The 20,318-nt window shown below is 40.2% G+C and carries 19 protein-coding genes; 9 read left to right on the plus strand and 10 right to left on the minus strand.

Features of this window, described 5'->3' with window-relative positions; translation table 11 throughout:
* Positions 1-96 precede the first annotated feature (96 nt).
* The 4 genes from AB2B47_RS03770 to AB2B47_RS03785 are packed head-to-tail and all read right to left on the minus strand — an operon-like array spanning position 97 to position 4,810.
* Positions 97-1,950 carry a proline--tRNA ligase gene (locus AB2B47_RS03770; RefSeq protein WP_006152839.1) on the minus strand — a complete coding sequence of 618 codons (1,854 nt, stop codon included), beginning with the start codon at positions 1,948-1,950 and terminating at the stop codon, positions 97-99.
* A 16-nt stretch (positions 1,951-1,966) separates the two neighbouring features.
* Entirely contained in the window at positions 1,967-3,223 is a 1,257-nt protein-coding gene (rseP, locus tag AB2B47_RS03775; protein ID WP_006152863.1) for an RIP metalloprotease RseP, read from the minus strand.
* Between the two features lie 21 nt (positions 3,224-3,244).
* Positions 3,245-4,048 (minus strand): phosphatidate cytidylyltransferase, encoded by an 804-nt coding sequence (locus AB2B47_RS03780; RefSeq protein ID WP_006153025.1) that lies wholly within the window; start codon positions 4,046-4,048, stop codon positions 3,245-3,247.
* A 9-nt stretch (positions 4,049-4,057) separates the two neighbouring features.
* Complete coding sequence (locus AB2B47_RS03785; RefSeq protein WP_223334059.1) at positions 4,058-4,810, minus strand: isoprenyl transferase; 753 nt, start codon at positions 4,808-4,810, stop codon at positions 4,058-4,060.
* Positions 4,811-5,023: 213 nt separating this feature from the next.
* Between AB2B47_RS03785 and AB2B47_RS03790 the strand changes: the two genes are divergently transcribed.
* The 9 genes from AB2B47_RS03790 (at position 5,024) to AB2B47_RS03830 (ending at position 16,501) form a co-directional block, all read left to right on the plus strand.
* Complete coding sequence (locus AB2B47_RS03790) at positions 5,024-5,419, plus strand: helix-hairpin-helix domain-containing protein (RefSeq protein WP_004250587.1); 396 nt, start codon at positions 5,024-5,026, stop codon at positions 5,417-5,419.
* Between the two features lie 294 nt (positions 5,420-5,713).
* Complete coding sequence (locus AB2B47_RS03795) at positions 5,714-6,292, plus strand: flavin reductase family protein (RefSeq protein WP_320693663.1); 579 nt, start codon at positions 5,714-5,716, stop codon at positions 6,290-6,292.
* Entirely contained in the window at positions 6,279-6,839 is a 561-nt protein-coding gene (locus AB2B47_RS03800) for a GNAT family N-acetyltransferase (RefSeq protein ID WP_006153024.1), read from the plus strand. The genes AB2B47_RS03795 and AB2B47_RS03800 overlap by 14 nt, the downstream gene beginning before the upstream one ends.
* Entirely contained in the window at positions 6,839-7,417 is a 579-nt protein-coding gene (locus AB2B47_RS03805; RefSeq protein WP_320693664.1) for an AAA family ATPase, read from the plus strand. The genes AB2B47_RS03800 and AB2B47_RS03805 overlap by 1 nt, the downstream gene beginning before the upstream one ends.
* Positions 7,410-10,058 carry a valine--tRNA ligase gene (locus tag AB2B47_RS03810; RefSeq protein WP_320693665.1) on the plus strand — a complete coding sequence of 883 codons (2,649 nt, stop codon included), beginning with the start codon at positions 7,410-7,412 and terminating at the stop codon, positions 10,056-10,058. Before AB2B47_RS03805 ends, AB2B47_RS03810 begins: the two co-directional genes overlap by 8 nt.
* Before the next feature lie 263 nt (positions 10,059-10,321).
* Entirely contained in the window at positions 10,322-11,098 is a 777-nt protein-coding gene (locus AB2B47_RS03815; RefSeq protein ID WP_150905454.1) for a hypothetical protein, read from the plus strand.
* Complete coding sequence (locus AB2B47_RS03820) at positions 11,091-13,589, plus strand: DEAD/DEAH box helicase (protein ID WP_320693666.1); 2,499 nt, start codon at positions 11,091-11,093, stop codon at positions 13,587-13,589. The genes AB2B47_RS03815 and AB2B47_RS03820 overlap by 8 nt, the downstream gene beginning before the upstream one ends.
* Positions 13,590-13,635: 46 nt before the next feature.
* Positions 13,636-14,856 (plus strand): DNA cytosine methyltransferase, encoded by a 1,221-nt coding sequence (dcm, locus tag AB2B47_RS03825; RefSeq protein WP_320693667.1) that lies wholly within the window; start codon positions 13,636-13,638, stop codon positions 14,854-14,856.
* A gap of 70 nt (positions 14,857-14,926) precedes the next feature.
* The gene (locus AB2B47_RS03830) at positions 14,927-16,501 is read left to right on the plus strand and encodes a hypothetical protein (protein WP_320693668.1); all 1,575 of its coding nucleotides are present in this window, start codon (positions 14,927-14,929) and stop codon (positions 16,499-16,501) included.
* A 62-nt stretch (positions 16,502-16,563) separates the two neighbouring features.
* On the opposite strand, the gene AB2B47_RS03835 is transcribed toward AB2B47_RS03830, so the two are convergent.
* From AB2B47_RS03835 to AB2B47_RS03860, 6 genes are read right to left on the minus strand one after another with little or no spacing between them, the layout of a single operon-like run.
* Complete coding sequence (locus tag AB2B47_RS03835) at positions 16,564-17,163, minus strand: response regulator transcription factor (protein WP_320693669.1); 600 nt, start codon at positions 17,161-17,163, stop codon at positions 16,564-16,566.
* Positions 17,164-18,261: a sensor histidine kinase gene (locus AB2B47_RS03840; RefSeq protein WP_320693670.1), complete on the minus strand. Its 1,098-nt coding sequence runs from the start codon at positions 18,259-18,261 to the stop codon at positions 17,164-17,166. It abuts the gene before it with no gap.
* Complete coding sequence (locus tag AB2B47_RS03845; RefSeq protein ID WP_320693671.1) at positions 18,261-18,998, minus strand: ABC transporter permease; 738 nt, start codon at positions 18,996-18,998, stop codon at positions 18,261-18,263. Before AB2B47_RS03845 ends, AB2B47_RS03840 begins: the two co-directional genes overlap by 1 nt.
* A gap of 1 nt (position 18,999) precedes the next feature.
* Positions 19,000-19,884 (minus strand): ABC transporter ATP-binding protein, encoded by an 885-nt coding sequence (locus tag AB2B47_RS03850; protein ID WP_320693672.1) that lies wholly within the window; start codon positions 19,882-19,884, stop codon positions 19,000-19,002.
* The gene (locus AB2B47_RS03855) at positions 19,871-20,065 is read right to left on the minus strand and encodes a hypothetical protein (protein ID WP_006154913.1); all 195 of its coding nucleotides are present in this window, start codon (positions 20,063-20,065) and stop codon (positions 19,871-19,873) included. The genes AB2B47_RS03850 and AB2B47_RS03855 overlap by 14 nt, the downstream gene beginning before the upstream one ends.
* Positions 20,062-20,268: a hypothetical protein gene (locus AB2B47_RS03860; protein ID WP_320693673.1), complete on the minus strand. Its 207-nt coding sequence runs from the start codon at positions 20,266-20,268 to the stop codon at positions 20,062-20,064. Before AB2B47_RS03860 ends, AB2B47_RS03855 begins: the two co-directional genes overlap by 4 nt.
* Positions 20,269-20,318 lie beyond the last annotated feature (50 nt).

A 20,318-nucleotide genomic window follows, 5' to 3' on the forward strand; every position in this document is an offset into this window, starting at 1 on the left:
ATTTACTCTTTTTATCTTTATTTTATCTCATTATAAAGAAAAAACAAGGCAAAAACTAGTTACATTTTTGTCTTGTTTTTCTTCTGATTATAGATTTTATTTGTTTGTTAGGATTTCAAGAGTTTCAAGCAAGTTATCTGTATGAACTTCGATTGTATCTCCTGTCGCCTTAATCTTGACTTCTACGATACCATCAGCTGCTTTCTTCCCAACAGTGATACGGATTGGAAGACCAATCAAGTCGCTATCGCTAAATTTAACACCGACACGTTCGTTACGGTCATCTGTCAAAACTTCGTAACCTTTGTTGACCAAGGCTTCTTCGATACGATCTGTCAATGCAAGACTTTCTTCATCCTTGACGTTAACTGGAATCAAGTGCACATCAAATGGCGCCAATTCTTTAGGGAAGTTGATTCCCCAAGCGTAACGGTATTCACCCTTTGGAGTTTTGTTAACAAAGAGGCGAGCATGTTGCTCCATAACTGCTGAAAGGAGACGGCTGACACCGATACCGTAGCATCCCATGATGATTGGTACAGCGCGGCCATTTTCGTCCAAGACATCTGCTCCCATACTTGCTGAGTAGCGAGTCCCAAGTTTAAAAATGTGACCAATTTCAATACCACGCGCAAAGTTGAGAACACCTTGTCCGTCAGGAGAAATTTCACCTTCACGAACTTCACGGATATCCACATACTCAGCAGTGAAGTCACGACCTGGGTTTACACCAGTCAAGTGGTAGCCATCTTCGTTGGCACCTACAACAGCATTGCGACTATCTTGCACCTTGCGGTCTGCGATAATCTTGACATTTTCTGGAAGATTGACTGGGCCAAGTGAACCAAAGTCCGCTCCCAACAATTCTTTCACTTCTGCCTCAGTTGCAGGTTCTAAGAAGTCTGCTCCAAGATAGTTTTTCAATTTAACTTCGTTGAGTTGGTCGTTGCCAACCAGTAAAGCTACAATTGGCTCCTCGTCTGCGATATAAACCAAGGTCTTGATTGTTTGCTCTTCAGAGACATTCAAGAAGGCTGCGACTTCATCAATCGATTTGACACCTGGTGTTTCCACGCGAGTCACTTGATCTTCAGTCACAACACGGTTGCTTGGTTTGTAGGCGTTAGTTGCCATTTCCAAGTTAGCTGCATAGCTTGACTCACTTGAGTAGGCAATGGTATCTTCACCAGAAACCATCCATTTGAGCAATTCTGCCTTGATTTCTTTCTGTACATCTACAGGAATCTCATCAAATGATGCGACAGACTTGTCTAAAACAACCCAACGGTCAAGGTCTGTACGAGCAGGTGTGATGGCCATAAATTCTTGGCTATCCTTACCACCCATGGCTCCACCGTCACCGATGATGGCTTTGAAGTCCAAGCCACTACGAGTAAAGATACGCTCGTAAGCTGCCTTGTACTCATCATAGGTTACATCCAAGCTATCGTAGTTAGCGTGGAAGCTATAGCCGTCTTTCATGATGAACTCACGTGTCCGAAGAAGTCCATTACGTGGACGTTTTTCATCACGATACTTAGGCTGGATTTGGTACAAGTTCAAAGGCAATTGCTTGTAAGACTTGACAGAATCACGGACAATCGCTGTGAAGGTTTCTTCGTGAGTCGGACCCAAGATAAAGTCAGATTTTTCACGATTCTTCAATTTGTACAAATCTTCACCGTAGGTTTCATAACGGCCAGATTCACGCCAAAGGTCAGCACTAAGAAGGGCTGGAGCCAACATTTCAACAGCACCCATCTTGTCAAACTCTTGACGCATGATGTTCTTGGCTTTTTCGATAACACGGTTAGCAAGTGGCAGGTAAGAATAGACTCCTGCTGATACTTGGCGAACATAACCAGCACGCAACATAAGGGCGTGGCTGATAACTTGAGCATCGCTTGGCATTTCGCGAAGCGTTGGAATAAGCATTTTACTTTGTTTCATATTTTTCCTCTAATTCTTAAAAGAAGGTACGCATGATGTCGTTCCAAGTCACGGCGATCATCAAGACAACCATAATCACAACTCCAACTAGAGTCACATAGGTTTCAATTTCTTGTTTCAGCGGTTTACGGCGAATAGCTTCGATGATGTTGAGCACGATTTTACCACCGTCTAGTGCCGGGATAGGAATTAAGTTGAAAATACCGATATTGATGGAAATCATAGCCAAGAAGAACAAGACATTCTCAAGACCATTTTTAGCAGCATCACTACTTGCCTTAAAGATAGCAACAGGTCCACCCAATTTATTCAAGTCAGGCTGAAAAATCAAGCTCTTCAAGGCATTGAGAATGCGCAAGGCCGAGTCAGCCGCACTAGTAAATCCACCTACAAACATAGACCAGATATCTGATTTGAGTCTCGGTTGAACACCTAGAATATAGCGACCTTGGTTTTCCTCAGGGGTCACACTGACTTGTTTTTCAGTTCCATTTTCAGAGACTGTTACATCCAATACCGGTGCTGTTTTGTCTTTGGTCTCTGCTTCAACAGCCTGAATCAAATCTTGCCAGTTACTAATTTCGTGTGAACCGACTTTAGTGATTTGTGCTGTATTTTCAACACCAGCCTTAGCAATCGCGCTATCAGGGATGATACTAAAGTTATTGCTTTGCGTATCTCGAACACCACCTTGCATGAAAATCAAAATCCAGAAGACGATGACTCCCAAAATAAAGTTGTTCATGGGGCCCGCAAAATTGGTAATCAGCTTGCCCCAGACAGTCGCATTCTGATATTGAACATCTAGCGGAGCGATACGAACTTCTGTTCCATCAGCTTCCACGATAGTTGCATCATGGTCTACAGAAAAAGTTTTTTCCTCTTCCAAGACCAGACCTGTGATAAAGAGTTTATCTTCAAAGTCATATTGGGTTACCTGCATCGGAAGAGCCATTTGGTCGACCTTCTTACCAGAAAGATTAATTCGCTTCACCTTGCCATCTTCAGCCAAAGTTAAACTAACAGGAGTTCCTGTCTTAATCTCTGTGGTATCCTCGCCCCAACCTGCCATGCGGACATACCCACCAAGCGGTAGGAGACGAATCGTGTAAGCTGTCCCATCTTTCCCGATATGGGCAAAGATTTTCGGACCCATACCAATGGCAAATTCACGAACCAGAATGCCAGACTTCTTAGCAAAGTAGAAATGTCCGAACTCGTGAACCACCACAATAATTCCAAAAACAAGGATAAAGGTTAATAATCCTAACATTTAATTTCTGTTCACCTTTCCTTAAAATAAGCCAAAGAGGTGCATAATAGGGAAAACAGCCAACATAGAGTCAAAGCGATCAAGCACCCCACCATGTCCTGGGATAAATTTCCCCGAATCCTTGACACCAAAATGGCGTTTCATGGCACTCTCAATCAAGTCACCCAATTGCCCTGCAATACTAAAGAAAATAGCAAAGAGCGTCATTTTGTAAATGCCATAAGGAAGGGCAACTGTATTATCCACTAACATAAAGATAAGAGTAACAAGCATGGCAGCTAAAATTCCACCAAAGGCTCCCTCGATTGATTTGTTCGGAGAGACTCTCGGAGCCAATCTTCTCTTACCGAAATTCATTCCGACCAAGTAAGCACCACTATCAGTTGCCCATACGATACAGAGGGCCAAGAGGGCTTTATCCAAACCTGCGATTCGAGCATCCACTAAAGCATTAAAGCCAAAACCAACATAGAAACTCATGGCAATCGGGTATACAGCATCCTCAATGGTGTAATTCTTGCTAAAAACAGTGCAACCTAACATGATAAAAATCACAACACCATATGCGACAACATTCCCATCTACAGGTAAAAATGTCAAGTAGTTTTCTAGGGGGATTGTCAGTGCAAAAGTCGCTAACAAGGTCAGCAAACCCTCAGGTGTCATGGTGTTTAACCCTTTCATCTGAAGCAACTCGTGCACCCCTAGCATAGCTAGAAGTCCCATAGCAATCTGTAACCAAAGCCCACCAATCACCAAGAGCGGGATAAAGATTGCTAAAGCAAGAGCGGCAAATATGGTTCTCTTTAATAAATCCTTTTTCATAACTTCTTCCTAAACTCCTCCAAATCGACGATTGCGGCGATTATACTCTGCAATAGCTTCTTTCAAAGCTTCCTCATCAAAGTCAGGCCACAAAACATCTGTGAAATAAAGTTCACTATAAGCTGCTTGCCAAGGCAAGAAATTGCTCAAGCGAAGCTCCCCACTCGTTCGAATGATTAAGTCCGGATCACGCAAGACCTTAGGCAAATGCCCTGTAAAGAGGTATTCCCCAATCAACTCTTCTGTAATATCGCCTGGATTCACCTTGGCATCCAAAACATCCTGTGCAATCAATTTGACCGCTTGTGTAATCTCAGCTCGTCCACCATAATTAAGGGCAAAGTTAAGAATCAAACCTGTGTTCAACTTAGTCAACTCCTCTGCCTTTTTCAAAGCTTCAAAAGTCTGTTTCGGCAAGCGATCGGTTTCCCCAATCATTTGGATCTTCATGTTCTTTTGGTGCAATTCGGGAACATACTTATCATAAAATTCAACAGGCAAGTTCATGATAAACTTGACTTCCTGGTCTGGACGTGTCCAATTTTCAGTCGAGAAGGCATAAACTGTCATAGCCTTGACACCCATATCACTAGCAGCAATGGCTACTGTTCTCAGAGCATCCATCCCAGCCTTATGCCCAAAGACACGTGGCTGCATCCGTTTTTTAGCCCAACGACCATTACCATCCATGATAACTCCGATATGTGCTGGCACCACTGCTGGTGTTTCTGTTACTTTATCTTTTTTTAAAAATCCAAACATGATTGTATTCCTATTCAAAAATCTATCGTTTCATTATACCATATTTTTCGCTTTTCTTCTATCATATTCTCTTATTCTAAGGCGGAATTCCATATAGAACTCCTATCTTTCTAAACTAACAAGCCTTGCATTTCACAGAGAAAGTTGGTACAATAAAACATAAAGATTTATCCTTGTTCAGTCACAAGGGTTTTTTATTGAAAGGATCTTATCATGTCAAAAAAACTACAACGTAAAAAACAATTAAGAAACAGCCTTCGTCGTTCAGGCGCACTTTCAAATGCTGTGAACAAGGTTGTCGAAGAAACAAAAAAAGTTGTGAAGCATGCTGAAAAAGCAGCAAGCGAGGCTGGAAAAGCAGTCTCTAAGCAAGTAGAAAAAGCTGTAGAAGCAACTAAAGAGCAAGCCCACAAGCTTACAACTTCTGTTGAAGATTTCGCAGCTGACCTAGGCGGACTTCCACTTGACCGTGCTAAAACTTTCTACGATGAAGGGATCAAGTCTGCTGCTGACTTCAAAAACTGGACAGAAAAAGAACTCCTTGCTTTGAAAGGAATCGGTCCAGCTACAATCAAGAAATTAAAAGAAAACGGCATCAAGTTCAAGTAATCTTTCTTGTTCCTTGCATTTCCGTCAAAAACTTGTTAAAATATAGCCATTAGAGGTGTTTTGAGTCCCACATTTTACAGAAAGTGGCGGAGCTGAGAAGTCCACAAATGTGTCAAAACTGGTTGCTAGTGAGTTGAAATTAAAAATTGAAATATAAATGTCTTTTTGTTTAAAAGACAAGAGATGCGGGCATCTGCCCGAAATTGGGTGGTACCGCGGATAAACACATTCGTCCCTGTCAGATTAATGACAGGGGCGATTTTTCTTTTACACCCTTAGCCAAAGGAAGTTGTCATGAAACAATCTTTCAAAACAAGTAAACTCTACTATGGTTTTCCTATCTTCATCTTAGGGTATCAGGACCAGAACTTTGGGTACAATATCACAACCTGCAGCTCCTCTTATAGTCTGGGCGATTGGCTGGTCATCGGTGTTGGTGCTGAGGAAAATGCAGCCGACCAGATTAAGCATTATCAACAGTTTACCGTAAACATCCCTGATGAAAACCTCATGCTTGAGATGGAGCAGGCTGGCTTCATCAGCCATCGGGAGAAATTGAAACACCTGGGGCTTGACTATGAGATTTCTGAACTGACTCAGGCTCCGATTTTGGAGGCCTGTCCAGTCGTATTGGATTGCCAGGTGGATAGGATTATCGAGGAAGATGGCATCTGCCATATCTTTGCTAAGATTCTTGAGCGACTGGCTGATCCAAAGCTCTTAGATGACAAGGGGCATTTTAAAAATGACCGTTTTGCGCCGACTTACTTTATGGGGGACGGCCATCAGCGCGTTTACCGTTATCTAGATGACCGAGTCGATCCCATGGGGAGCTTTATCAAGAAAGCGAGGAAGAAGAATGAAAAGAGCTGAACTGCCAGAACGAATCGAAACCAAGCGTCTAGTCTTACGAGTCCGTACTGTGGAGGATGCTGAGGATATCTTTGGCTATGCCAGTCGTCCAGAAGTCTCTTACCCAGCAGGGTTTCCACCTGTCAAAACCTTGGAAGATGAGATTTATTACCTAGAACATATCCTTCCCGAGCGTAATCAAAAGGATAATCTCCCAGCAGGCTATGGAATTGTGATTAAAGGGACCGATAAAATCATTGGTTCTGTCGATTTCCCCCATCGCCACGAAGATGATGTGCTAGAGATTGGCTATACCTTGCACCCAGACTATTGGGGCCGCGGTTATGTTCCTGAAGCAGCGCGTGCCTTGATTGATTTAGCTTTTAAAGAACTGGGGCTTCATAAGGTAGAATTGTCTTGCTTTGGCTACAATATCCAAAGTCAACGTGTCGCTGAGAAGCTTGGCTTTACCCTTGAAGCTAGAATCCGAGACCGCAAAGATGCCCAAGGGAATCGCTGTGATGATTTGAGATACGGATTGCTGAAGAGTGAGTGGGAGGTGGATTGATGCATGTTTTCATCATTGGGGCTCCAGCTGCAGGGAAAATGACCATTGGTCAGGAACTTTCGAAACTCACCGGTGCGACTCTCTTTTTCAACCATCAACCCATTGATTTTGCACTCGAAATCTATCAGGATTTTACGGAAGAAATGTGGGAATTTGTTCGTAGCGTTAACTTTTCTTTTCTTGGAACAAGCGCCAGGCATCATCGGTCGGTGATTTTAACAGGTGTAACTGATTTTTCAAATCAATACCATCTGATGTATTTGAAGAATATTCAAGATTTATTAAATGATTATCATCAAGAGATTCTCTTTGTTGAATTAGAAACGTCTCTTGAGGAGCGCTTACGTCGCAATCGGACGGAGAATCGGTTGAAATACAAACCCTTGAAACGGAATTTTGAGGTATCTGAAAGAGAAATTTTAGAGACTGATAAAACAGATCAACTTAATTCTCAAAAGCAACCGAGTGGTCTTCACCACTACCTGAAAATTGATAATACGAATTTGTCTGCAGAAGAAGTTGCTAAGCAGATTCAAAATAAAATAAAAATAATAGAGAAAGGACAAACACATGTCTAAAGAACTTTCACCTAAATACAATCCAGCCGAGGTTGAGGCTGGTCGTTACCAAAAATGGCTTGACGCGGATGTTTTCAAGCCTTCAGGCGATCAAAAGGCTAAGCCTTATTCAATCGTAATTCCACCACCAAACGTAACTGGTAAACTTCACCTTGGTCACGCTTGGGATACGACTTTGCAGGATATTATCATACGTCAAAAACGCATGCAAGGTTTTGATACGCTTTGGCTTCCAGGTATGGACCACGCGGGGATTGCGACTCAGGCTAAGGTTGAGGAGCGCTTGCGTGGTGAGGGCATCAGCCGTTATGACCTAGGTCGTGAAAAATTCCTTGAGAAAGTCTGGGAATGGAAAGACGAATATGCCACTACCATCAAGGAACAATGGGGCAAGATGGGGCTTTCTGTAGACTACTCTCGTGAGCGTTTCACCCTTGACGAAGGTTTGTCAAAAGCCGTTCGCAAGGTCTTTGTGGACCTTTACAAGAAAGGCTGGATCTACCGTGGTGAGTTTATCATCAACTGGGACCCAGCAGCCCGTACAGCCCTTTCTGATATCGAGGTGATCCACAAGGACGTCGAAGGTGCCTTCTACCACATGAACTACATGCTAGAAGATGGCTCACGCGCCCTTGAAGTGGCGACTACTCGTCCTGAGACTATGTTTGGAGACGTTGCCGTTGCAGTCAATCCAGAAGACCCACGCTACAAGGACTTGATTGGTAAAAACGTCGTCCTTCCAATCGCTAATAAACTCATCCCAATCGTTGGAGATGAGCACGCAGATCCTGAGTTTGGTACTGGTGTCGTGAAAATCACGCCTGCCCATGATCCAAACGACTTCTTGGTTGGTCAACGCCACAACTTGCCACAAGTCAACGTCATGAACGACGACGGAACTATGAACGAGCTTGCCTTTGAATTTGCAGGCATGGACCGTTTCGAAGCTCGTAAGGCAGTCGTTGCTAAGTTGGAAGAAATCGGTGCCCTCGTTAAAATTGAAAAACGTGTCCACAGTGTTGGTCACTCAGAGCGTACAGGTGTTGTGGTTGAGCCACGCTTGTCTACACAATGGTTTGTCAAGATGGACCAATTGGCGAAAAATGCTATTGCCAACCAAGACACAGAGGACAAGGTCGAATTCTACCCACCTCGTTTCAACGATACCTTCCTTCAATGGATGGAAAATGTCCATGACTGGGTAATCTCTCGTCAGCTCTGGTGGGGTCACCAAATCCCTGCTTGGTACAATGCTGAGGGTGAAATGTACGTCGGCGAAGAAGCTCCAGAAGGCGACGGATGGACTCAAGACGAAGACGTCTTGGATACTTGGTTCAGTTCTGCCCTTTGGCCATTCTCAACTATGGGCTGGCCTGATGTCGACTCAGAAGACTTCAAACGTTACTTCCCAACTTCAACCTTGGTGACTGGTTATGATATCATCTTCTTCTGGGTGTCTCGTATGATCTTCCAATCTTTGGAATTCACTGGTCGTCAGCCATTCCAAAACGTCCTGATTCACGGTCTCATTCGTGACGAGCAAGGACGCAAGATGTCTAAGTCACTCGGTAACGGGATTGACCCAATGGATGTTATCGAGAAATATGGTGCCGATGCCCTCCGTTGGTTCCTTTCAAACGGTTCTGCACCAGGTCAAGACGTGCGCTTCTCTTATGAGAAAATGGATGCTTCTTGGAACTTCATCAACAAGATCTGGAACATCTCTCGCTACATCCTCATGAACAACGAAGGTTTGACCCTTGAGCAAGCAACTGCCAATGTGGAAAAAGTTGTTAACAAGGAAGCTGGAAATGTCACTGACCGTTGGATTCTCCACAACCTCAATGAAACCATCGGAAAAGTCACTGAAAACTTTGACAAGTTTGAATTTGGGGTAGCTGGACACATCCTCTACAACTTCATCTGGGACGAGTTTGCGGACTGGTATGTTGAGTTGACCAAGGAAGTCCTTTATAGCGATAACGAAGAAGAGAAAGTCATCACACGTTCTGTTCTCCTTTACACTTTGGACAAGATCCTTCGTCTCCTTCACCCAATCATGCCATTCGTGACAGAGGAAATCTTTGGACAAATCTCAGAAGGCTCTATCGTTACAGCGGAATACCCAACTGTAAACCCAGCCTTTGAAGACCTCGTAGCCCACACTGGGGTAGAAAGTCTCAAAGACTTGATCCGTGCTGTTCGTAATGCGCGTGCTGAAGTAAATGTTGCACCAAGCAAGCCAATCACCATCCTTGTGAAGACAAGCGATAGCGACTTGGAAGCTTTCTTTAACAGCAATGTTAACTACATCAAACGCTTCACAAATCCAGAACACTTGGAAATCGCATCAAACATCCCTGCACCTGAACTTGCTATGTCAAGCGTCATCACAGGAGCAGAAATCTACTTGCCACTGGCAGACCTCCTCAATGTCGAAGAAGAACTCGCTCGTCTCGACAAGGAACTCGCTAAATGGCAAAAAGAACTGGATATGGTCGGTAAGAAGCTCTCTAACGAACGCTTCGTAGCCAACGCCAAACCAGAAGTCGTCCAAAAAGAACGCGACAAACAAGCCGACTACCAAGCCAAATACGACGCGACCGTTGCGCGTATTGATGAGATGAAGAAACTAATTTGAAATTTTTAGGGTAAGCAAAATGGGAATTCTTAAGAAAATCTTACAAAACAAAATTGTCAATACAAATGGATATACTCGTTCTGATACTGGTACTAAAGTCCACGCATATCTACGGACTCATCCCAAAAATCAAGGTGCGGGTAAAAAACTTACGAGAAACATTATTAATGCCTTAAAAAAATAATATTAATCTATCAAAACACGGCGGAATGCCGTGTTTTTTTGGTATAATGGAAAATAAAGTGTTAAAGTAGGTTATTAAATTGTCTATATCAGATATTGAGTTTGAACGTAGTGAGAAGAATTACCGTTATTTAAGACTAGCTATTGAACAGTTATCTGAAACGGATAAAACTTTTATTAAAGAGAATTTGTTAACGATTATTTCGGGACGTGAAAGTTCCTTATCTTTGAAGGAAGAAGCAAGAGAATTGCTAAATTATCTTAGAAGAATTGACATTAACAAAAGAAATGGAGCAATAGCGGAATTAGTCGTCATATGTTTATTGAGAACGAAAGGTTTTTCTCAAGAATATTGCTTTAGAAATTTAGAGGAAAATTCTGCTAAAAAAGGGTTTGACGGTCTTGTACTTGAGGGTGAAAGATTCTGGTTGTTAGAGAGTAAATCTAGTCAGATAGGACATAATAACAGTCATAGGAATACAGTATATAGAGCATACAATGGGTTAAAGAAGCAATTATCTGGTGAAAATGAAAAAATCAATAATCCGTGGCGGAATGCATATAATCATACAAAGATTGCTCAATCACCACATAGTTTAGTTCAAAAAGTTGCGGAATTATCAACAGATTATACTAATGGAAATTATTTTAAAATTGAGGATAATAACGTTATTATAGGATCGACGATTATACCAGATAAGAGAGGGAACCATCATATTAATGAAATTAATTTTGAGATTTCTACCTTAAATAATTTTATAAAAAATCATCAATCAAAAGATGAAATAATTATCGCAATTAATTTACAAACTATTGAAATATTTTTGGAATACTTAGAGGAAATCATTGATGAGTAGCGATGGAAAAAGTACATTGACAACACTCTCTAAAAGAGAAGAGATTGTAAATACTATCTTAGAATTATTGTTTATAAAAGAGAAATTAACTAATCGAGACGCAGAATATTTATTTGCAATATCATTGTTATTTATTGAAGAATTTGAAAAAAACAGATCCAGAAGTTATTATATAGAGTTTGCGTATTCAATTATTGTTAGAACATGCTTTAAAATCAAAGATTACAGAGCTCTATACGATTTTTCAGTTAATTTTGGTTATTATCCAATTGCACGAAAACTTTTAAAAAGTGGTTTGGTAGATGAAGGAATATTGAATTATTTTCTTTCGGATTTAAAACTTGCTCAATTCTCAAATGGTGATAAAATGAACACGTTTGAACAAGATAAAGTATCTAAGGAAATAATTACTTCAGAAAATAAAACATTTGCTTTTATTGCTCCAACATCATATGGAAAAAGCGAAATAATTTATCAACATATTTTAAAAAATAATGAGTTGGACAATATTGGAATTATAGTACCTACTAAAGCGTTGATTGACCAAGTACTCCGAGAAGCAAAAAAGTTAAGAGAATTAAATAGGAAAATTATAACTCATGAACAGAATTATAATGATTCTGATCGACGAGTACTTGCAATTGTTACACAGGAGAGAGCGTTGCGATTAATTGAACAAAACTTAATATTCGATTCTCTCTATATAGACGAAGCGCATGAACTGTTTAACTTTGATTTCGGTTTGAAACATGCAAATAGAAGCCTATTATTAGCAAGATTACTTAAACTCAACAAGAAACTAAATCCTGGACTAAATATATACTATTTTTCACCTCTAATTCAAAATGTTAAGAATTTATTGTTAAAAAATGAAGAAGGGGATGTAGAGCAGTATAAAATTAACAATAATTTGAAGGTTTTAGATATAAGATATGTTAGTAATTCCAATGAACAGTTTGTCTTCGAGCAATATCTGGGTTACTTTTTTAAATTACCTAATACGGAAAATAATTTAAAATATATTGTTAACTGTAGTAAAAATTACAAAAAAAATTTGCATTATTTATATAGGCCTATTTATATAGAACATTACGCTAAAGAATTATTTGACCAATTACCTGAGTATGATGAGTTACCAAATTCACTCGGTAATTTAATTGAAGAATTGAAGTATATAGTTCATCCTAAATTTAAGCTAATTGAATTTTTATCAAAAGGAATTCTATATTTACATGGTAGACTACCAAATAATATAAGGAATTATCTTCTGAAATGTTTTAGAGATGATACTTCAATTAAACATTTAATTGCCAATTCAGTTATTCTCGCTGGTATGAATATGCCTATCGACTCTTTATTCTTTATTTCAGGTTTTTCAGCTACTAATGAACTAATAAACTTAGTTGGTAGAGTCAATAGATTAAATGAGATTTTTTCAAATAATGGTGAACTAAATAAAATCTTAGTTCCTGTACACTTTGTGGAACTTGATAGCTATCCTCAAAATAGAAATGGTCAATTAAAGAAAACAGTTGAATCTTTACGAAGTAATATTAAGGATTCTGTAAAAAATCCACTGTTAGAAAATTCTGTAGTAAATAGATCTAATTTAGAAAATTCTGAGAAAATTTTAGCTTTAGAAAGTAATATAGTTAATGATTTTGATAATCCTAGTTTTATTTCTCGTCTCACGAGATCTGGAGCTCAGCAACTATTAAATTATACTGATTTAGGTTTAATAAAATTAGAGAAAATTATAAATAAAACAGAAATTATCCATAATGCTGATAATGTCTACAAAGAAATTTTGCTTAAAGTTAAGGAAGTTTTTTTTGATAATTTTGTTTCTGAAGGTGTCGATAGAGATATAGACTATAGGTATTTTCATCCGAATAACAATGTCAAACGTTTGCGGTTTGAACCTACGATTAATTATTATTCAGGTTTTATTCCAAGCGCCTATTCTCCTCTAAAGGATAGAGTAAATAATTTAGTATCATATTGGAAAGATATTTTAAGTTCTCCTTCGGATCATGATAAAAATTTCATGCAATATGTTGGTAGCCAATTTGGAGAAAAGGCATATCAGTCGAATGATTATAATGATTCCAGGGCAAAAGTCTATATAGATTTAAATGACTATAAAACTAGAGAATATGATATGTATAACATCGCCATTATTAAACTACAAATCGATGATGAATTTGTAGATTTTGAAATTGGCTTATTAGTAAATTCATTAAGAGAATTTAATATTATCTCTGATGATTTGTATAATTTGTTTATGTTTGGAACAAATGACATAAAAGAGTTGCAAATTTCGCAACTAGGATTAAGTAAAAATCTATATAACACGCTAAAAAAGGATAACCAAATTCAAAACATAGAGTTTGATGATTTTTATAATCCAAGAGCAAATCAACATTTAAGAGAGTACATACTTTCAAAGCAAGGAATTGAAAAATTTGAATTAGAACAATATTTTTTATAAACTATATAGAGCCATATATCTTTTATTTTAGAAAGCAGGTTACTACATGACAAATTCTGTAAGTTCGAACCGCTCTGAGAAGTACAACATTGCAGCTTTCTTCTCAGGTGTTGGGGGAATTGAGTTGGGATTTGAACAGACCAACGAGTTCAGAGTGGTGTATGCCAATGAATTTGATAAGTATGCGCGTCAGACTTATCAGTTAAACCATCCTGATATCTATTTGGATGGTCGTGATATTCACGATGTTCAGCCAGAAGACATTCCAGCTGAGCGCGTGGATGTGATTATGGGAGGTTTCCCTTGTCAGGCCTTTAGTATTGCGGGTTATCGCAAGGGCTTTGATGATGATCGTGGCGATCTTTTCTTTGAATTACTTCGCATGATTGAGGGATGCAGACCTCGTGCCATTTTCATCGAAAACGTCAAGAATATGGTCGGTCATGACCATGGCAATACCTTTAAGGTTATTCGTGAAGCCTTGACCGAGAACAACTACTTCATTAAGTGGAAGGTTCTCAATGGGAAAGACTATGGAAATATCCCACAAAACCGTGAGCGGATTTACATTGTTGGCTTTGATACCAAGGAAGCTTATGACTTGTTTGAATTCCCAGAGGAAATCAAGCTGACTACAACTCTTCAGGATGTGATTAACTTTGGTGATCAGCTAGACGAGGTCTACTACTACCGTGAAGGCAAGCAAAATTTCTACGACCAGTTAAAGTTTGAAGTGACCAGTCAAGATACGGTCTACCAATGGCGCCGTCAATATGTTCGTGAAAATAAAAACGGAGTCGTCCCTACCTTGACAGCTAATATGGGAACAGGCGGTCACAATGTTCCTCTGATCCTGACGGACAGTGGTGAGATTCGTAAGTTGACTCCCAAAGAAACTTTTAACGTTCAAGGATATCCTAAATCCTTTAAAATCCCAGAGGGGGTTTCTAACGGTCAGCTCTACAAGCAAGCTGGAAACAGTGTCGTTGTTCCCGTAATTAAACGCATTGCAGAGAAAGTTGCTAAGGCTTTAAATGAGAGCCGAGGACAATCTCAGCTTGACCGCTCTGGAAAATTTGCCATTATCTACACCAAGATGAATGGGCAATTTGAAGGCCAATCCTATGTCAAGGACTTTGTGGATAGTTATGACCAGGCTCTTGAAAAAATCAAGTCTTATGACGATGGTTTAGCAATTCTATCAGATGAAGAATATTTGAGACTTGTAAAAAAACAAGGCAAACTCGAATTTTACAGTATTAATTAACGAATATATAAGAGGATTAGTGAAAAACTAATCTTCTTTTGATATACTGAAAATAGAAAAGAGGGCGCTTATGTGGGAACATCTAAAGTCTGAACAAAAAGACAAATACAAAACCTTAATTACCAACTTCGCTAGCTTGAGCCAGGCTTTCTCTCAAAAGGCAGAATCCGAAGACGAGGAACAAACAGAGAATTATGTGGCTCCGATTGTCAACTCCAAATTTCAGGAGACTGTTTTTCAAAAAGCCTTTAATGCCGTAGGGGAAGATATTGCCAATACTTCCTATGATGCTTCCGTCGTTGTAGATGAAAATCATAAATACCTAGTGGGTATCAAGTCTTTTGGGATTAATTCAGGAGACCAAAAAATCGCTCAGTTTAAGAAAGATTCTCAATCATGGACGGACTTGTTGGGTGATATCAAGTTTCATGCGGATATTTCAGCGGATAAAGAAGCTGCAGACAAGGAAAATTATCAACGCTATGAAGAGTTAGCTCGAAAGATTGCGACTTTGAGGAATCAGAGAATCGAATCTTCTAAGGCGCAAATCAAGGGATTCAACTCTGACTCAGTCAATGTTGAAGCTGTTTATCACGTTCTAATGCCAACACCAAAGGGAGAAAATCCAAGGATTTTTGTCGGTGAAACATCTTATTTACCAGTTGATATCGATAATCTGGTCATTGAAGGATCAACTACCAAAAACAATCCAACTAATTTCCGATTTACAGATGGGCAACACCACTACAAGTACACAGCAGCTGACAGCCAGCTCCACATGACTTTTAACAATAAAGACATTGTGGTAGATACTTGGGACGTTCATTACATCGAAGATCCTTTTTCTCTCTTTGAAAATCTTCATTTGCTAACAGCTGAAAAGGAACAATCCCATATCTTAGAAACGGTGTCTTGGGTAATCACAGACAAACATGGAAATGTAGAAGAAAACTCTGGTTTCAATGCCTTTAATGGTGGTTCAAAACTAGCCAAAAAAGATCGTCTCCCACGAATTTTAAAGATTCAGGATAAATTTAAGGACAGTCTGGCTCCAGAAGAACTAGCTTTTGTGACCTTCTCCCTAGAAGAAATCCTCTTGAAAAAATGGACTAGCAAGGAAGAAAAAGCTAAGATGAAGGCGATTCGTGAGAACTTGATTCACTTTGCCCATAATACTGGCAATGAAAAACTCATTAAAGAAATTGAACAGCTAGTTTATCGTCCAGTTAGCGAGGTTTACATTCCCCTACCTGACTCCAAGAACTTCCATGACGAAAGGCCCGACTTCTTTGGCCCTGGATTTGGGACTTTTGAACCTGGGACTAAAAAACTAGCTCTATCCAAAGAGGAAAGAACCTTTAAACTAAGATTTTTACCTTCTGGTGATGTCATCAATGCCTATATCAACCAAGAAGCTGGTAAGGCGATTCAGTCAACTGATAAGCAAGAAATTCTTGGAAATTGGATCTTGCGTGGTGTTTTCCAGTTGAAGGAACGAGAAGTTTTGACAGGTCAAAGACTCAATGAACTAGAAATCAACGGCATTCGATTGACCAAGTTTAAAAATGGTGAAATCGGTATTGAATTTATCTGGATTGACACCGAAAACCCACCACACGATGCTATCGGCTGGGTAGCCAAATAGACTTGAATAACACAAAAACATCTCTTAGATCTATTTCTAAGAGATGTTTTCTTTCTCCCCCCTCACAACCAGCCTTCTTCTTCGGCAGTTTTGGCTGCTTCGGTTCGGTTGCTGGCGCCTAGTTTGGAGAGGATATTGGTCATGTAATTACGGACGGTGCCGTTTGAGAGGTAGAGCTTATCCGCAATTTCTTGGTTGGAGAGGCCTTGGGCAACTCCATGCAAAACAGCGACTTCTTGCTCAGTCAAGGGATTGGGATGGGTCATCATGACTTCCATCAGCTCTGGAGAATATTCCTTGCGTCCCTCTAACACCGTATGCAGGGTTTGCATGAGTTCGGCGATGCTTCGCTCTTTCAAGACATAGGCGTCGACTCCTGCTTTGACCGCTCGTTCAAAATAACCTGGGCGTTTAAAGGTCGTAACGATAACCACCTTTGTTTTAGGCACTTCTTGTTTGATCCACTCGAGCGCTTCTAGTCCCGTCTTTACTGGCATTTCGACGTCAAGGATGGCAATGTCTACTGCTTCTTTCCCCAAAACCTCAATAGCCTCGGCTCCATCTTTTGCCTGCAAGACAGCCTCCACATCTGGCTGAAAGCTTAAGAGCTGGCACATGGCATCTCTAAGCATACTTTGATCTTCTGCGACTAATACTTTCATCTACTTTCTCTCCTTATAAGGCAGATGCACGCGCACCTCTGTGGGATCTTTCAAACTGACCAGCTCTACTTGACCTGAGAAGGCTCCTGCACGGTCACGGACTGTATGAAGTTCATTCCCTTTTACAGTTGCAAAACCTTTCCCATCATCTCTAACTGTCAGGACCAACTCCTGATCTGTACGTTCCAGTTTTAGATAGGCTTTTTCAGCTCTGGCATGCTTGATGATATTGGTCGCCAGTTCTAACAAAATCATAGCAGCCGTCGACTCTACATCCTGGGTCAAACTAGCCTTGTCTAATTGATTATCAACCTCAACCTCAATCCCAGCAATTTCTAGCATCTTCTTAACAGTCTCAAGCTCTGAAGCTAGGGTCCGTGATTTCAGATTTTCCACAATGGTTCGCACTTCATTCATGGAATCCTTGCTGATCTGGTGAATTTCTTTTAATTCCTTTTCCACCTGTGGATAAGCCTCCATCTGAAACAACTGCAAGGCTAAATCTGTCTTGACACTCAGCATCGCAAAGGTATGTCCCAGACTATCATGCAAATCCTGACCGATACGACTGCGTTCATTTTCAGCTAACAAGAGATTTATCTGGGCATTTTGCTTGGCCTGCGCTTCTTTCAAATCCTCCACAATGCGAATCCGAACCAAGCCAAAAGTCATTAAATCGATAAAAGTGAGAATTCCAAGTAGATAGACTAGAAACTCAACTTCAACTTCCTGAAAAATCAAAAGTTGCCCCACAACAAGGACTTGAGCAAGGAGAAAAGTTCGGACATGTAAAGAATTAAAACTACGTACGCCGAAATGATAAATTAAGAGATTGGCAAGGAAAAAGAAGAACCAGATATAATTTACACCAACAAAGGCAGTATAGCCAGCTACATAGGCTAGCATGATAACCCAACAGAGCCAGGATAAACGCTGACTCTTGGTGGTTAAAACACCTAAGTAAGCCAAGACAAATAGAATATCAATCAACAAATGCCAGCTAGGAAGCTCCCCAGTCACTACAGGAACGATGGGAAAAACCATAAAAATCAAACTGGCCCAATACATATAATCTATGCTTTTCAGTCTTTCAAGCATTAAGCATTCTCCTTATGACCTTGAAGGTAAATAGTCAAACCAAATAAAACTGCTGAAAAAACAAGTAGATAAACTGTGGCTGATAAATTGATGCCACTCTCGTTTAAGAAGGTCTTGAGCAACTCCATCAACTGATAAGTTGGTAGGCACTTTCCGATTGCTTGCATCCAGTCTGGAAATAAAGAGATGGGCATCCAGAGTCCGCCTAAAACAGCCAAGCCTAGATAGAGAAGATTGCCCACGACAGACATCAGCTGACTGGACGGTAAGAGAGTCAGGATCAAGCCAAGCGCTACAAAGGCAATACTTCCTACTATCAGCAAGAACGCAGCCCCAATCCAGCTTCCTAGAGGCATATCCACACCTCTGACCAAGTGCCCAACTGAGAAAACAACCAGGATTGAGACCAGATAATCAACCATCATACTTGTTATCTTTGATAGATAATATTCTACCATATTTACCGGAGTATGGCGTAATGTTTTCTGCCAGTTGTTGATTTTATCGGTATGTAAAACAGCTGGGAATGAAAACATAGCTGTCGACATCATGGAAAAAGCCGTCATGGAGATGAGGTAATCACGCATAAAATTATCTGGTCCACCTGGTGTGTCCTGGTACATGCCTGAAAAGAATAAATAGAAGGCTGTCGGCATCCCTACGGATAATAGATAATAGACTAATTGCCGTTTGGTCAATAGAAATTCTATCTTGTTTAGTGCGATCCATCGTTTCATCTTAGTCATCTCCCTTTTGTGTTTCTTCAAAGATTGTATCCAACAAGCTACGATTATTGACTTCAATTTCTTGAATCCTACATCCTGCTCGGACTAACAGTTCCCAGAAAGCATCTGCTTCGCGTGTGACTACTTGTAGAGCATCTTGTTTTTGTGACCAGTTTTCAACCAAGTTAGACTGCTCAATAACTTCCTTGTATGCTAGAGGAAGGATAAAGTGCTTTTCAATCTCCTCACTGCGCATGGCTAGAGGTGTTGTATCGCGAATCAACTCTCCCTTATTCAAGACCAAGATTCGGTCCGCTGTATGCTCTACCTCTTCGATGTAATGGGACGAATAGAGAATAGTTACTCCCTGCGCTTTTAGATCCTGAACAATTTCCCAAAAGCGTTGACGGGTTGAAGTATCCATGGCAGCAGTCGGCTCATCTAAAAAGACAAGCTTTGGTCGGCCAATCAAGGTCAAGACAAAAGAGAAGAGACGCTTTTGCCCACCTGACAATTTTTCTGCGAATTGCTCTTTTTGTTGCTGGTCAAACTGCAATAGTTGATCGATTTCCTGGTTGCTCAAGGGATTTGGGTAAATGCTTTGAAAGAAAGCAATCAACTCTTTGACCTTTAATTTCTGAACGATGACATTTTCTTGAGGCAGGTAGCTTCTAATATAGTCTAACTGAGAACTCGTCACTGGCAAGCCTTGGATGGATACTTGACCGCTGGTGACCAGTTTATCTCCAAGCAAACAGTCTAAGAGTGTTGTCTTTCCAGCACCATTGGGCCCAATCAAAGCGACGCATTCACCTTCAGCTACCTCAAAGGAAATATCCTTCAAAATAGCCTTGCCCTTGATGTTTTTATTTAGGCTTTCTACCTTAATCATGTTCATGATATTCTCCTTTCAGCCACTCCTTTCCCATCGGAAAGGCGATAAAAATCATAAATCCTAATCCCCAGGCACCGCGAATGGCTTGGTGAAGGAAGGCTTGATCAAACCAACCTGTAAACATTTCTACCAACCATACCACTAGTGATAGTCCAATAAAAAGATAGAGAATCGCTTTTTTCATTTTTCAAACTCCTTTTTCACATCTGAGACTAATTTCAAACCTTCTCGGATAAGCCAAGACATGATTCCAAATCCTGCAAATAGCTCCCAAGGAAAATGATAGAAGCCTTCATCCAATCCTGAAAACATGAGATAAGTCATGACTCCTGCTGCTACTAAACTCATTGCGACAATTACTTTATCTTTCATTTTTTCTTCCTCCATTTGATACATCTAGTATAATTCTTTGAAGGTAGAATCACTAGAAACTTCTG

Source organism: Streptococcus wuxiensis (assembly GCF_040888245.1).
In the GTDB taxonomy this organism is placed as follows: domain Bacteria; phylum Bacillota; class Bacilli; order Lactobacillales; family Streptococcaceae; genus Streptococcus; species Streptococcus wuxiensis.